This window comes from Stenotrophomonas sp. YJH_SMC_135 (genome assembly GCF_059372355.1).
The window spans coordinates 406,403-420,047 of sequence record NZ_JCAFVN010000002.1; the positions used below are offsets into that span (position 1 = coordinate 406,403).

Sequence of the window (13,645 nt, forward strand, 5' to 3'; positions counted from 1 at the left end):
TTTCCGGACACTTTCATTAAGCGGACAGGAGGGGGAAGCCGGGCACGCGGGCTAGAATGCGCCGATCGTCTTCAAGGAAACGCGTGACATGTGTGGAATCGTGGGTGCAATCGCCGATCGCGACGTGGTGCCGGTGCTGATCGAAGGCCTGAAGCGGCTTGAGTACCGTGGTTACGACTCCTCGGGCATCGCGGTGATCGATCACGCCGAGCGCCCCGAAGTACGTCGTGTCCGCCGCACCGGTCGCGTGTCGGAAATGGCCACGGCGGCCGAGGCCGAAGGGTTCAATGCGGTGCTGGGTATCGGCCACACCCGCTGGGCCACCCACGGCGGCGTCACCGAGGCCAACGCGCATCCGCACATCAGCCACGGCGTGGCGCTGGTGCACAACGGCATCATCGAGAACCACGAAGAGCAGCGCGAGAAGCTGCGCGCGCTGGGCTATACCTTCGAGTCGCAGACCGACACCGAAGTCATCGCGCACCTGATCCATCATCACCTGAAGGGCGGCGATGACCTGCTGGTGGCGCTGCAGCACACGGTGAAGGAGCTGACCGGCGCCTACGCGCTGGCCGTGGTCAGCCGCGCCGAGCCGGAGCGCTTCGTCTGCGCGCGCATGGGCTGCCCGCTGCTGGTGGGCCTGGGCGAGGGCGAGAACTTCGTCGCCTCCGACGTCTCGGCGGTGATCTCGGCCACCCGCAAGGTGATCTTCCTGGAAGAGGGCGACACCGCCGAGATCCGTCGCGATGGCGTGCGCATCTTCGATGAGCATGACCGGCCGGTCGAGCGCGATGTGCACCTGTCCGACGTGTCGCTGGCATCGCTGGAGCTTGGCCCGTACCGCCACTTCATGCAGAAGGAAATCCACGAGCAGCCGCGCGCGCTGGGCGACACCATCGAGGCGGCGATCGACGCCGGTGGTTTCCCGGCCGAGCTGTTCGGCAAGAATGCCGAAGCGGTGCTGTCGGGCATCGAGGGCGTGCAGATCATTGCCTGCGGCACCAGCTACTACGCCGGCCTGACCGCGCGCTACTGGATCGAGGCCATCGCCGGCCTGCCGTGCAGCGTGGAGATTGCCAGCGAGTACCGCTACCGCGCCGCGTATGCCAACCCGAAGCACCTGATCGTCACCATCTCCCAGTCCGGCGAAACGCTGGATACGATGGAGGCGCTGAAGTACGCCAAGGCGCTTGGCCACAAGCACACGCTGTCGATCTGCAACGTGCCGGAAAGCGCGATTCCGCGCGCCAGCGAGCTGGTCTGCTACACCCGCGCGGGCGCGGAGATCGGCGTGGCTTCGACCAAGGCCTTCACCACCCAGCTGGCCGCGCTGTTCCAGTTGACCGTGGTGCTGGGCAAGCTGCATGGCCGCATCGACGCGGCGCAGGAAGCGGATTACCTGGAACAGTTGCGCTTCCTGCCGGGCAGCGTGCAGCACGCGCTGAACCTGGAACCGCAGATCGCGGCGTGGGCCGAACGCTTCGCGCGCAAGTCCAATGCGCTGTTCCTGGGCCGTGGCCTGCATTACCCGATCGCGCTGGAAGGCTCGCTCAAGCTCAAGGAGATTTCCTACATCCACGCCGAGGCCTACCCGGCGGGCGAGCTGAAGCATGGCCCGCTGGCGCTGGTGGACGAGGACATGCCGGTGGTGGTGATCGCCCCCAATGACAGCCTGCTGGAGAAGGTGAAGTCGAACATGCAGGAAGTGCGCGCCCGTGGTGGCGAGCTGTTCGTGTTCGCCGACCAGGACAGCAACTTCAATGAGTCCGAAGGCGTGCACGTGATCCGCACGCCGCGCCATGCCGGCGTGCTCAGCCCGATCGTGCACACCATTCCGGTGCAGCTGCTGGCCTACCACACCGCGCTGGCACGCGGCACCGACGTGGACAAGCCGCGCAACCTGGCCAAGAGCGTGACGGTGGAGTAACACTCCCGGATCCGTTGAATGCTGCATGCGAAAGGGGCCGGCGTGGCCCCTTTCGTTTGCGTCGGTAGCGGTGCCAAGTGGGACAGCCGCCGGGTGTTCTGTCCGCCGTCGGCAGCAGGCAATCATTCTTTAATGCGTGGCATTGGCTGTATTCAGCGGCGGTTTCAGCCGCGGTGCCATTCTCTGGATCGTCGGTTGGTTCCCACGACGAACTGTCCTATCGATGCCGGTAGTGACCGATGGTCGCAGTCGTAGAATCGATTTGACCGAGGTCCGGGTTGAGCGGTTGAGCCCACCTCGTTCGCGTTGCAGCACATCGCCTGCCGATCCATTCCACGCGGCGGGCGGGTGCGCCAGACGTGCGCTGAAAGGTCTGTTCCCGGGGAGGGGGCGTATCGGAAGAGCACACTTTTTTGACTTCAGTGACCTGCACCAGGAAACAAGAATGAACGTCCGCGAACTCCTGCAATCCAAGAAAGAAGCTGTCATCACCATCGACGCCGAGGACACCATCGGTGCCGCCGCCCACAAGATGAGCGCGAACAGGATCGCTGCGCTGGTGGTGATGAAGGACGATGCCCCGGTCGGCATCATTTCCGAGAAGGACATCGTGCGTACCCTGGCCGACGACGGCCCGCAGGCCGGCCGCCGGGTGATCTCCAGCCTGCCGTCCACCGGCCTGGAAGGCATTGCGCCGGACGCGACGCTGAAGCAGGCCATGTCGTTGATGACGTACTCGCGGCGCCGTCATCTGATGGTGACCGACGGCAACCAGCTGGTCGGCATCCTCAGCCTGGGCGATATCGTGAAGAACCTGCTGGGCGAGCTGGAACTGGAAAAGGCCGTGCTTCAGGACATCTACATGGCCGCCCACTGAGGGCTGCAGCGCTGGAAGCAGGGAAGCCGGGCATTGCCCGGCTTCTTCGTTCACGGCTTCGGTGATATCAGAACGTGACCTTCACCGAGTCGGCGCTGTAGTTCGCAGGACCGTGATAGACCACTTCGATGTTGTTGCCGTCCGGGTCGAGCACGAAGGCGCCGTAGTAGCCCGGGTGGTAGGGGCGTTCGCCCGGCGCGCCGTTATCGGTGCCGCCGGCGGCGATCGCGGCGGTATGGAAGGCATCGACGGTGGCGCTGTCGCGGGCCTGGAAGGCCAGATGGTGGCGGCCGGTCAGCTGGCCGGCGGCGGCCTCGCTGCTGGCGCTGGAAATGAACAGCTCATCGGCCCAGAAGTAATCATCGCCTTCGCCGGCGATCGGGATGCCGATGGTGTCGAACACCGCCTGGTAGAAGCGGCGGCTGGCGGCCAGGTCACGCACCACCAACTGGATGTGGTCGATCAGGCGGCCGCGGTGCAGTTCCATCGTTTCCATACGAACCTCGCAAAAAAGGGGACGGAGGGGATTAAGTCGCTTCCGGCCAATAGTGCCAGAAATGACTTAATCCCCTCCGTCCCCTTTTTCTCAGTTGGCGATGATTTCGACCCAGTAGCCGTCCGGGTCCTTGATGAAGGCCAGGTTCTTCATGCGGCCGTCGGTCAGGCGTTTCTGGAAGGTCACGCCGAGGTCCTCGAAGCGCTGACAGGCGGCCTCGATGTCCGGCACCGACACGCAGATGTGGCCGAAGCCGCGCGGGTCGCTGTTGCCGTCGTGGTACACCGCACCGGCCTGGGTTTCGGTACCGTGGTTGTGGGTCAGTTCCAGCACGCCCGGCAGGCCGGCCATCCACAGGCGGCGCTGGCTGTCGTCTTCTGGCACCACTGCGCCGGCCGGCACGTAGGCCAGGAAGTACAGGCTGAACTGGGCGTCCGGGAAGTCGCGCTTGTCGATCAGCTGGTAACCCAGCACGCGGGTGTAGAAGTCCAGCGAGGCGGTGATGTCCTTCACCCGCAGCATGGTGTGGTTGAACACGAAGCCGCTGGTTTCGGCCGGGGCCTGGGCGGCGACGCCGGGGACATCGCGCAGGGCGGGAATGGTCATGGGGGAGGTCCTTCAGACGGGGCCGTTGCCGGCCGGATGGCGCCATTCTACCGGCCCGCACCTGACGGCACCGCGACGTACAATGGCCGGATCGCACCGTTCCGTCCTGATGACGATTGCCCGCCATGTCGCAGCGTGAATGGGTGGCCGCCGCCATCCGCAAGATCGAAGCCGATTTCAACCGTTCCGCCGATACCCATCTGATCCCGCTGGCGCTGCCCGGGTTCGAGGGCATCGACCTGTACCTGAAGGACGAGTCGAGCCATCCCACCGGCAGCCTCAAGCACCGGCTGGCGCGCTCGCTGTTCCTGTACGCGCTGGCCAACGGTTGGTTGCGCGAGGGCCGGCCAGTGATCGAGGCCTCCAGTGGCTCGACCGCCGTGTCCGAAGCCTATTTCGCGCGCCTGCTGGGCCTGCCGTTCATTGCGGTGATCCCGGCCACCACCTCGCCGGAAAAGATCGCGGCGATCGAGTTCCATGGGGGCCGCTGCCACCTGGTCGAGCGCGCCTGCGACCTCAACTGCGATTCGGAAAAGCTGGCCCGCGAAACCGGCGGCCACTTCATGGACCAGTTCACCTATGCCGAGCGGGCGACCGACTGGCGTGCCAACAACAACATCGCCGAATCCATCTTCAAGCAGATGGCCGAAGAGCCCAGCCCGGTTCCGGAATGGATCGTGTGCAGCCCGGGTACCGGCGGTACCGCCGCCACGCTGGGCCGTTATGTCAGCTACCGCCGGCATGACACCCGCATCCTGTGCGCGGACCCGGAAGTGTCGGTGTTCTTCGACGGCTACAAGGCTGCCGTGGCCGGTGAACAGGACTGGCGTGGACTGACCTGTAGCGGTGGCTCGCGCGTGGAAGGCATCGGCCGGCCACGGGTGGAGCCGAGTTTCATCCCGACCAGTGTCGATGCGATGGTGAAGGTGCCCGATGCGCTGAGCCTGGCCGCAATGCGCCATGTCAGCCGCCAGCTCGGCCGCCGTGTCGGTGGCTCCACCGGCACCAACTTCATCGGCGTGCTGCAGGCCGCGCAATGGATGCGTGAGGCGGGCCACCAGGGCAGCATCGTCAGCATCCTGTGCGACAGTGGCGAGCGCTATGCGCAGAGCTATTACGACCCGGCGTGGTATGGGCGACAAGGAATCGATGTCGACGGCGCCGATGCGCAGCTGGCGGCGGCGGTGGCCGGGCAGGGGTTGCCCGAACTGCCGTGGTGCAGCCTGGAAGCGTTGTAACGCGGCAACGCACGGCCGGCTGTGCATCGGCTGGGTAGCGTCTACTGTTGGTCGACCGCTCCACGTTCAGGTCGCCAGAATCCCGCGCTGCGCGCGAAAGTCGACCCACAGTCGACTCCACCCGGTCGCCGGGGCGTCTCAATACCCCGCTGCGGTGAACGCATCCAGCACCGCATCGCGCAGCGCATCAGGCAACGCCTCGATGTCCATCGCGCGGTCATCCAGGTGCAGGCTGGGGTCCAGGATGCTGGCGCGTCCCTGGGCCAATGCCTGCAGCCACAGCAGCACGCAGATCACGAACTCGCGCTCGTGGCCCAGCTGCAACTGGCTGGCGCCGCGCTCGATCACCTCGAACGGGTACCACTCCTGGGCATCGTTGAACGTGCCGCCCTGCTGCAATACCGCCTGCAGCTGCTCCAAATGGCGGGGGGCGTCGTCGCCGGCATCGCACAGCGCGGCGATCCAGGCCAGTTCTGCCGGGCTGGCGGACAGCGCCAGCGAGCGCGCCGGTGAGATGGATGCCACTGCAGCCAGACCTTCCATGTAGGGCCTCGTTCGGTAAGTACCGCTGCGGACTCCCCCGCAGCCAGAGCTTCGGTGCGCGGCCGTCAGGCCGACGTGAACGCCGGCGCATGCCCCCTTGTCAGCCGCGCCTGTCAGCGCCATATCTGGGAAGCTGCCCGCCCGCCGGGCCCGTTCCCTGGAGATCTGCCGTGACCGTTGCCAACCCCCTGCTCGATTTTTCCGGACTGCCGCGCTTTGACGCGATCCGCCCCGAGCACGTCGCGCCGGCGCTGGATGTGCTGCTGGCCGAGGCCGAAGCTGCCGTCAGCGCAGCCGAGCGGGTGCAGCCGGTGCGTTGGGACACCTTCGTCACCCCGCTGGATGACGCCACCGAGCGCCTGTGGCGTGCCTGGGGCCTGGTCGGCCACCTGCAGGGGGTGGTCAACACCCCGGAACTGCGTGAGGCCTACAACGGCAACCTGCCGCGGGTGACCCGTTTCGCCAGCGCGCTGGGCCAGAACCTGGCGCTGTATCGCCAGTACCAGGCACTGGCGGCCAGCCCGGAGGCGGCGCATTTCAATGAAGCCCAGCGCAAGGTGCTGGACAACACGCTGCGTGACTTCCGCCTGGGCGGTGCCGAGCTGGCACCTGAGGCGCAGCAGCGCTTTGCGGCGATCAAGGAGGAACTGTCGGCGCTGTCGGCGAAGTTCTCGCAGAACGTGCTCGACGCCACCGATGCATGGACGCTGTACATCGAGGACGAAGCGCGACTGCTGGGCCTGCCGGAAGACGTGAAGGCTGCCGCGCGCGCTGCGGCAGAGAAGGACGGCAGGACCGGCTGGAAACTGACCCTGCAGATGCCGTGCTACCTGCCGGTGCAGACCTGGGCTGAAGACCGCGACCTGCGCGAGATCCTGTACCGTGCCAGCGCGCAGCGTGCATCGGAGTTCGGCGATGACGCGCTGGACAACAGTGGCAACATCGACCGTATCCTTGCCCTGCGCGCCGAACTGGCCGCGTTGCTCGGCTTCGATTCGTACGGCCATTACTCGGTGGCGACCAAGATGGCGCAGGACCCGGCCGAAGTGCTGGGTTTCCTGCGTGACCTTGCCGCGCGAGCCAAGCCGTTCGCGGCCAAGGACCGCGCCGAGCTGGAGCAGTTCGCACGCGAGCAGCTGGGCATCGATGCCCTGCAGGCCTGGGACCTGGCGTTCGCCGCCGACCGCCTGAAGCAGGCGCGTTACAGCTATTCCGAGCAGGAAGTGAAGCAGTATTTCACCGAACCGAAGGTACTGGGCGGCCTGTTCTCGGTGATCGAGCAGCTGTATGGCCTGCATGTGCAGGAAGACAGCGCACCGGTGTGGCACGAAGACGTGCGCTTCTTCCGCCTGGTCGATGCGCAGGGCGCGCTGGTCGGCCAGTTCTACCTGGACCTGTACGCGCGCGAGGGCAAGCGCGGCGGTGCGTGGATGGACGATTGCCGCAACCGTCGCGTGCGTGGCGACGGCAGCGTGCAGACGCCACTGGTCTACCTGGTGTGCAACTTTGGCCGGGGCGCCAACGGCAGGCCGGCGACCTTCAGCCACAATGAAGTGACCACGCTGTTCCATGAGATGGGCCACGGGCTGCACCAGCTGCTGACCTGCATCGGCGAACTGGGCGTGGCCGGCATCAACGGCGTGGAATGGGACGCGGTGGAGCTGCCCAGCCAGTTCATGGAGAACTTCTGCTGGGAATGGGACCACCTGCAGGGCATGACCGCGCACGTGGACAGTGGCGAGCCGCTGCCGCGCGCGCTGTACGAGCGCATGCTGGCTGCGCGCAATTTCCATAGCGGCATGGCCACGGTGCGCCAGCTGGAGTTCGGCCTGTTCGACATGCTGCTGCACAGCCAGTTCGAACCGGCGCAGGACAGCGTGCTGGCACTGCTGGACCGCGTGCGCGCGGAAGTGGCGGTGAACCACCCGCCGGTCTGGAACCGCTTCCCGCACCAGTTCAGCCACATCTTCGCCGGTGGTTACGCCGCGGGTTACTACAGCTACAAGTGGGCCGAAGTGCTCAGCGCCGATGCCTACGCCGCGTTCGAGGAAGCGCCGCAGGCACTGGCTGAAACCGGTGCACGCTTCCGCGATGAGATCCTGTCGCGTGGTGGCAGCCGCCCGGCGGCGGAGAACTTCAAGGCCTTCCGCGGCCGCGCGCCGCAGATCGACGCGCTGCTGCGGCACTCGGGCATGGCGTAAGCGAAAAAAAGGGGACGGAGGGGATTAAGTCGTTTGTGCACAAACGACTTAATCCCCTCCGTCCCCTTTTTCTATTCGGCGTAGATCATCTTCCGGGTCATGCCGCCGTCGACGATGAAGTCCTGGCCGGTGCTGAAGCCGGACAGCGACGACAGCAGGTACACCGCCAGCGCGCCGATGTCCTCGGGGCGGCCGACCCGGCCGACCGGGTGCTGTGCCTGGTCGATGGCGGAGTACTCCGGTGCGTGTCGCCGCGAGGGGGCCTGCCAGGCCGTGGTGCCGATCCAGCCCGGACTGATGCTGTTGACCCGCACCGTTGGGCCGGCACTGATCGCCAGCGCATGGGTGAACGCCACCAGCCCGCCTTTGGCCGCAGCATAGGCCTCGCTGTGCGCTTCGGATTGCCAGGCGCGGGTCGAGGCGATGTTGATGATTGCGCCGGCGGCGCTGGCCGTCAGCGCCGGTAGTGCGTGCTTGCTGCACAGGAAGGCACCGTGCAGCGAGGACAGGCGGCGCTGCCACTCGTCCCAGTCCATGTCCTGCAGCTGCGTGCCATGCGGTCCGGCGATGCCCGCGTTGTTGACCAGCCCGTCGATACGGCTGAAACGCCGCAGGGCCACGGCGATGAAGTCGCGCACGCTGGCTTCGTCGGTGATGTCCAGCCGCTGGAATGCGGCCTCGCCACTACGCTGCCATTCCGCCAGGCACGCCTCGCCGGCCTCCACGTCCAGGTCGCCGATCAGCACGCGTCCGCCGGCACCGAGCACGGCCTGTGCGATGCCACGGCCGATGCCGTTGGCGCCGCCGGTGACCAGCACCACCTTGCCCGACAGCGGCGCGGCCGGCCATGCGGCAATCGGCGGCACCGTGCTCACGTCAGGTCTTCGCCACGCAGGCGGCGATGCCAGCCGTCCACGCCGATGCGGTCCAGGGTCTGGATGTTACGCTCGACGATCACGTCCGGGTCCGGATAGACATCCACTGCGCGCGCCACGCTGTCTTCGCGCAGCAGGTGCAGGGTGGGGAAGGGCGCGCGATTGGTGTAGTTGCTGGCGTCGTCCGCTGCCACGCCGTCGAACTGGTAGTCCGGGTGGAAGCTGGCCACCTGCAGGATGCCCTGCAGGTCCAGTGCCTCGATCGCGGCGTCGGCGTTGTCGAGGAAATCGTTGTAGTCGAGGAAGTCCGTCAGCACCTGCGGATGCACGATCAGCGTGGTATCGATCTGCTCGGCCGGCGTATCGCGCAACAGCACCAGTTCCTCGGCCAGCTGCTCAACCAGCGCTTCCGGCGTGGTCGCATCACTGAGCACGATGCGGACCTGGTCCTTCACATACACCGCCTTGGCGAACGGGCACAGATTCAGGCCGATGACGATGCGCTCCAGCCACAGGCGGGTGGCAGCGATCGGGTCATCGGTGGGCAGGGGGGAATCGGTCATGGCGGGCACGTCGGCTGGCGGGGCCGCCATTGTAGGCGCGTCGCTGGCAACGCGCCGTCGTGCGGATGCCTCAGTCGCGGAAGTTGTTGAACTGCAGCGGCAGCTCGAACTTGCCGGCCTTGAGCACGGCGATGGCGTCCTGCAGGTCGTCGCGCTTCTTGCCCTGCACGCGCAGCTTGTCGCCGTTGATCTGGCTTTCCACCTTCAGCTTGGCATCCTTCAGCGCCGCCGCGATCTTCTTGGCGATCTTCTGCTCGATGCCCTGCTTGACGGTGATCTTCTGCCGGGCCTGGGCCAGGTTGGTCTCGATGTCGCCGAACTCCAGGCTGAGCACGTCGATGCCGCGTGCGGCCAGGCGAGCACGCAGAATGTCGTTCATCTGCTTGAGCTGGAATTCGGTCGGCGCGGTCTGGTTGATGACATCGCCGTCGCGCTCGAACTTTGCGTCCACGCCCTTGAAGTCGAAGCGGGTGGCCAGTTCGCGGTTGGCCTGGTCGATGGCGTTGGTCAGCTCGTGGGTGTCGACTTCGGACACGACGTCGAAGGAAGGCATGGGCGGTGCTCCGCAGGTTTCAGTGGTGATCATTCTATCGCGAGGGCCCGCATGCCCGCCCTTTGTAGCGCCGAGCCCACGCTCGGCGGCTTTGTGAAGGGCAGCCGAGCGTGGGCTCGGCTCTACAGAAAGCGACGACCGGGCGATAATGGGCCATGAACGTGCAACGCTCCCCTTCGCGTGCGGTGGCCTGGATGGTCGCTGCGGTCGCCTGTTTCTCGCTGATGGACGCTGGCATGAAGCAGCTGTCGGCCAGCTATCCGACCCTGGAAGTGACCTTCCTGCGCGGCGCGGCCTCGTTGCCGTTCGTGCTGGTCTGGGTGTTGGCCAGCGCCGGCCCGCGCTCGCTGGTGCCGCGTCGCTGGGGCCTGCACCTGCTGCGTGGCGCGCTGGGCATGGCGATGATTGGCTGCTTCGTGTTCGCCCTGCGCGACCTGCCGCTGTCCACCGCCTACACCATCTATTTCGTCGCCCCGCTGCTGATCGCCGCCTTGTCGGTACCGCTGCTGGGCGAGCGGGTCGGGCCACGGCGCTGGGTCGCCATCGGCATCGGCCTGGTCGGCGTGCTGGTGGTGCTGCGGCCGGGCGTGGACGGTTTCATCTCGGTGCCCGGCCTGATGGTGCTGGCTGCGGCCACCGCCTATGCCGTGGCGGCGATCACGGTCAGCCTGCTGACCCGCACCGATACCTCGCAGTCGATGGTGGTCTGGTTCCTGGTGATCATGGCCATCGGTGCCGGCCTGCTGTCCCTTCCCGGCTGGGTGCCGCTGCAGCTGGCGCATGCGCCGCTGATCGCCGGCATGGGCCTGGCCGGGGCGCTGGGCCAGATCGCCCTGACCAAGGCGTTCCAGCTGGGCGAGGCCTCGATGATCGCGCCCTTGGAATACAGTGGCCTGGTCTGGGTGATCGGTTGGGATCTGGCCTTCTGGGGCCAGCTGCCTGATGGCTATACCTGGGTGGGCGCCGCGATCATCGTGGCTTCGGGGCTGTACCTGCTGCATCGTGAGCGCCTGAACCGGGTGCAGCCACCTAAGCCGCTGGACCATCCCTGAGCCGGTTGGGCCTGGGAATGGGGTCAGAGCCCCTGCGGGGATCCGACCCCGGGGTCGGATCCCCGCAGGGGCTCTGGCCCCAGCCAACACGTCGGCGCGGGCGGCTTAGAACCAAAAGGAATAACATTCTGGCCCATGGCGCGGGCGCGCGACCGCCTGCGCTGGTAGGCTGCACGCCCCCTTCCGTCACCCAGCCGGTGAGCCACGCCCGTGATCGAGTTCCAGCGCCTGCACAAATCCTATGCCGTTGCCGGCCGCGAAGTCAGCGCGCTGCAACCGCTGGACCTGACCATCGAGGCCGGTGAGGTATTCGGCATCATCGGCCATTCCGGCGCCGGCAAGTCGACCCTGATCCGCATGATCAACCGCCTGGAAGAACCCAGCGGTGGCCGGCTGCTGATCGGTGGCGAGGATGTCACCGCACTGGACGCGGACGGCCTGCGCACGCTGCGCCGGCGCATCGGCATGATCTTCCAGCACTTCAACCTGCTGTCGTCGCGCACGGTGGCTGGCAATGTCGCCTTCCCGCTGGAGCTGGCCGGCACGCCGCAGGCGGAGATCGACGCGCGCGTGGCCGAGCTGCTGCAGACCGTGGGCCTGGAAGCGCATGCGCAGAAGTATCCGGCGCAGCTGTCCGGCGGCCAGAAGCAGCGCGTCGGCATCGCCCGTGCGCTGGCGACCCGCCCGCAGATCCTGCTGTGCGACGAGGCCACCAGCGCGCTGGATCCGCAGACCACCGCCTCGGTGCTGTCGCTGTTGTCGAAGATCAACCGCGAGCTGGGCCTGACCATCGTGCTGATCACCCACGAGATGGACGTGATCCGCCGTGTCTGCGACCGCGTGGCCGTGCTCGATGCTGGCCAGATGGTCGAGACCGGCCCGGTTACCCGGGTGTTCCTGCATCCGCAGCACCCGACCACGCGGCGGTTCGTCAGCGAATCGGAGCACGTGGACGAAGGGACGTTGCACCGCGATTTCGACGTGGTCGGCGGGCGCATCGTGCGCCTGACCTTCCTCGGCGGTGACACCTACGAACCCCTGCTGGGCAGCGTCGCGCGCCAGACCGGGGTCGACTACAACATCCTGTCCGGCCGTATCGACCGGATCAAGGACACCCCCTATGGCCAGCTGGTGGTCGCCCTGGTGGGCGGTGACCAGTCCGCCGCGCAGGCGGCCTTCGTGGCTGCCGGCGTGCATGTCGAGGAGCTGCGTCGATGATCATCGCCACTGCCGGCGGTTTCTTCCGTCACCTGGATGCGGGCAAGTGGGCCGACATCGGCCAGGCCACTATCGACACCCTGCTGATGCTGCTCGGTTCGCTGCCGCTGACCCTGGCCATCGGCCTGCCGCTGGGCGTGCTGCTGTACCTGTTCGGGGCGCCGCAGATGAAGCGCCGGCCGTTTGCCTATGGCGTGCTGGCTCTGGTGGTGAACCTGCTGCGCTCGGTGCCTTTCATCATCCTGATGATCGTGCTGATCCCGGTCACGCTGTTCCTGATGGGTACCTCGCTGGGCGTGCGCGGCGCGATCGTGCCACTGGTGATCGGCGCGGCGCCGTTCTACGCGCGCCTTGTCGAGACCGCGCTGCGCGAAGTGGATCGTGGCGTGATCGAGGCGACCCAGGCGATGGGCGCCACCACCTGGCAGCTGGTCACCCGGGTGCTGCTGCCGGAAGCACGACCGGGGCTGATCGCCGGGGCGACGGTCACCACCGTGGCCCTGATCGGCTTCACCGCGATGGGCGGTGCGATCGGTTCCGGTGGCCTCGGCGACCTGGCGTTCCGCGATGGTTACCAGCGTTCGCACACCGACGTGGCGCTGGTCACCGTGGTCCTGTTGCTGGTCCTGGTGCAACTGCTGCAGATGCTCGGCGACCGCTTGGTCGCGCATTACAGCCGCAAGTAACAGAATGCCGGGCGGCAGCCGGCCAGCGGCCGGCTCTACCCGATTGCCGGGAAAAAAACGGTAGTGCCGGCCGCTGGCCGGCAACTCCACGTGCGGTCAACGCGCGTTCGGTACTTCGTAGCCCAGCTTGCCGACCTGTTCCGGATGCTGAGGCACGCGCTTGAGCTTGTCGGTGTTCACGCCGTACTCGTCGCGCAGGCGCTCGGCCAGCTCCTTGTACAGGGCTTTGTCCATGTCCGGCTTGCGCGCGAAGATCCAGGCCATTTCGCGGCCCGGATAACCGATCAGTGCCCATGAATAGTCCGGGGCCACTTCCAGTACCCGCGAATGGGTCGGCACCACGCGATAGAACCAGGTTCGCCAGCCATGGTTGCCGCTGTCCGGATCGACGCTGGCACGTGCGCGAATTTCCTGCAGTGGTTCGCCGAAGCCATCACGGTAGCGGTAGGTGATGGCGACCTTGTGCTCGTCGCGCAGCTCGTACTCGTTGACGCTGGCGACATGCCCGCGTTCGATGAAGTTCGGCACGCGGCCGATCACATACCAGGTGCCCATGAAGCGCTTCAGGTCGATCGGCGCCCCCGGGTCGGCCGCGTCGGTGGCGCTGGCGCGGGGCGACGGCGGCTCACTGGCGGCCATGGCAGGACCTGCCAGGGACAGAGCCAGCAGCACGGCGCAGAACGGGCGGATCGAAGTCATGCGGGAGCGGGCTCCAGTGGGCTTGCACGCGCATGGTCGACTGTGTGCACGCGATCCGTCAATGGTGTCGCATCCTGTGAGAAGGGGCTTGCCCAAGCTGTGTTGCATTGT

Annotated in this window: 14 protein-coding genes; 7 read left to right on the plus strand and 7 right to left on the minus strand. The window is 66.7% G+C overall.

Annotated elements, in window-relative coordinates; all coding sequences use genetic code 11:
• The first annotated feature begins 88 nt into the window (after positions 1-88).
• Complete coding sequence (glmS, locus tag AC5P98_RS08460) at positions 89-1,927, plus strand: glutamine--fructose-6-phosphate transaminase (isomerizing) (protein ID WP_014648482.1); 1,839 nt, start codon at positions 89-91, stop codon at positions 1,925-1,927.
• A 445-nt stretch (positions 1,928-2,372) separates the two neighbouring features.
• A complete protein-coding gene (locus AC5P98_RS08465; RefSeq protein WP_014648481.1) occupies positions 2,373-2,804 on the plus strand; it encodes a CBS domain-containing protein in 432 nt (143 codons plus the stop codon).
• A 67-nt stretch (positions 2,805-2,871) separates the two neighbouring features.
• On the opposite strand, the gene AC5P98_RS08470 is transcribed toward AC5P98_RS08465, so the two are convergent.
• On the minus strand, positions 2,872-3,300 hold the full coding sequence (locus tag AC5P98_RS08470) for a VOC family protein (protein ID WP_049404183.1): 429 nt from the start codon (positions 3,298-3,300) through the stop codon (positions 2,872-2,874).
• A gap of 90 nt (positions 3,301-3,390) precedes the next feature.
• Positions 3,391-3,906 (minus strand): lactoylglutathione lyase, encoded by a 516-nt coding sequence (gene gloA, locus AC5P98_RS08475; RefSeq protein WP_014648479.1) that lies wholly within the window; start codon positions 3,904-3,906, stop codon positions 3,391-3,393.
• A gap of 125 nt (positions 3,907-4,031) precedes the next feature.
• Between gloA and AC5P98_RS08480 the strand changes: the two genes are divergently transcribed.
• Positions 4,032-5,144 carry a PLP-dependent cysteine synthase family protein gene (locus AC5P98_RS08480; protein WP_014038552.1) on the plus strand — a complete coding sequence of 371 codons (1,113 nt, stop codon included), beginning with the start codon at positions 4,032-4,034 and terminating at the stop codon, positions 5,142-5,144.
• Positions 5,145-5,282: 138 nt separating this feature from the next.
• Here the strand turns inward: AC5P98_RS08480 and AC5P98_RS08485 are convergent, their stop codons facing one another.
• The gene (locus tag AC5P98_RS08485; protein ID WP_014648478.1) at positions 5,283-5,687 is read right to left on the minus strand and encodes a hypothetical protein; all 405 of its coding nucleotides are present in this window, start codon (positions 5,685-5,687) and stop codon (positions 5,283-5,285) included.
• Positions 5,688-5,857: 170 nt separating this feature from the next.
• On the opposite strand from AC5P98_RS08485, the gene AC5P98_RS08490 reads away from it, so the two are divergent.
• Positions 5,858-7,888 carry a M3 family metallopeptidase gene (locus AC5P98_RS08490; protein WP_495229971.1) on the plus strand — a complete coding sequence of 677 codons (2,031 nt, stop codon included), beginning with the start codon at positions 5,858-5,860 and terminating at the stop codon, positions 7,886-7,888.
• Positions 7,889-7,959: 71 nt separating this feature from the next.
• On the opposite strand, the gene AC5P98_RS08495 is transcribed toward AC5P98_RS08490, so the two are convergent.
• The 3 genes from AC5P98_RS08495 to AC5P98_RS08505 form a co-directional block, all read right to left on the minus strand.
• On the minus strand, positions 7,960-8,763 hold the full coding sequence (locus AC5P98_RS08495) for an SDR family oxidoreductase (protein ID WP_032961223.1): 804 nt from the start codon (positions 8,761-8,763) through the stop codon (positions 7,960-7,962).
• Positions 8,760-9,326 carry a DUF1415 domain-containing protein gene (locus AC5P98_RS08500; RefSeq protein ID WP_049406028.1) on the minus strand — a complete coding sequence of 189 codons (567 nt, stop codon included), beginning with the start codon at positions 9,324-9,326 and terminating at the stop codon, positions 8,760-8,762. Before AC5P98_RS08500 ends, AC5P98_RS08495 begins: the two co-directional genes overlap by 4 nt.
• Positions 9,327-9,396: 70 nt before the next feature.
• Positions 9,397-9,879, minus strand: a complete 483-nt coding sequence (locus AC5P98_RS08505; protein WP_006471121.1) for a YajQ family cyclic di-GMP-binding protein — start codon at positions 9,877-9,879, stop codon at positions 9,397-9,399.
• Between the two features lie 155 nt (positions 9,880-10,034).
• Here AC5P98_RS08505 and AC5P98_RS08510 point away from each other — a divergent pair, with 155 nt between their 5' ends.
• From AC5P98_RS08510 to AC5P98_RS08520, 3 genes are all read left to right on the plus strand, one after another.
• Positions 10,035-10,931 (plus strand): DMT family transporter, encoded by an 897-nt coding sequence (locus tag AC5P98_RS08510; protein ID WP_014648474.1) that lies wholly within the window; start codon positions 10,035-10,037, stop codon positions 10,929-10,931.
• Between the two features lie 210 nt (positions 10,932-11,141).
• Positions 11,142-12,149 carry a methionine ABC transporter ATP-binding protein gene (locus AC5P98_RS08515; RefSeq protein WP_049406032.1) on the plus strand — a complete coding sequence of 336 codons (1,008 nt, stop codon included), beginning with the start codon at positions 11,142-11,144 and terminating at the stop codon, positions 12,147-12,149.
• On the plus strand, positions 12,146-12,835 hold the full coding sequence (locus tag AC5P98_RS08520; protein WP_014038544.1) for a methionine ABC transporter permease: 690 nt from the start codon (positions 12,146-12,148) through the stop codon (positions 12,833-12,835). Before AC5P98_RS08515 ends, AC5P98_RS08520 begins: the two co-directional genes overlap by 4 nt.
• Positions 12,836-12,931: 96 nt before the next feature.
• Here the strand turns inward: AC5P98_RS08520 and AC5P98_RS08525 are convergent, their stop codons facing one another.
• Complete coding sequence (locus AC5P98_RS08525; protein WP_014648471.1) at positions 12,932-13,534, minus strand: lipocalin family protein; 603 nt, start codon at positions 13,532-13,534, stop codon at positions 12,932-12,934.
• Between the last annotated feature and the right edge of the window lie 111 nt (positions 13,535-13,645).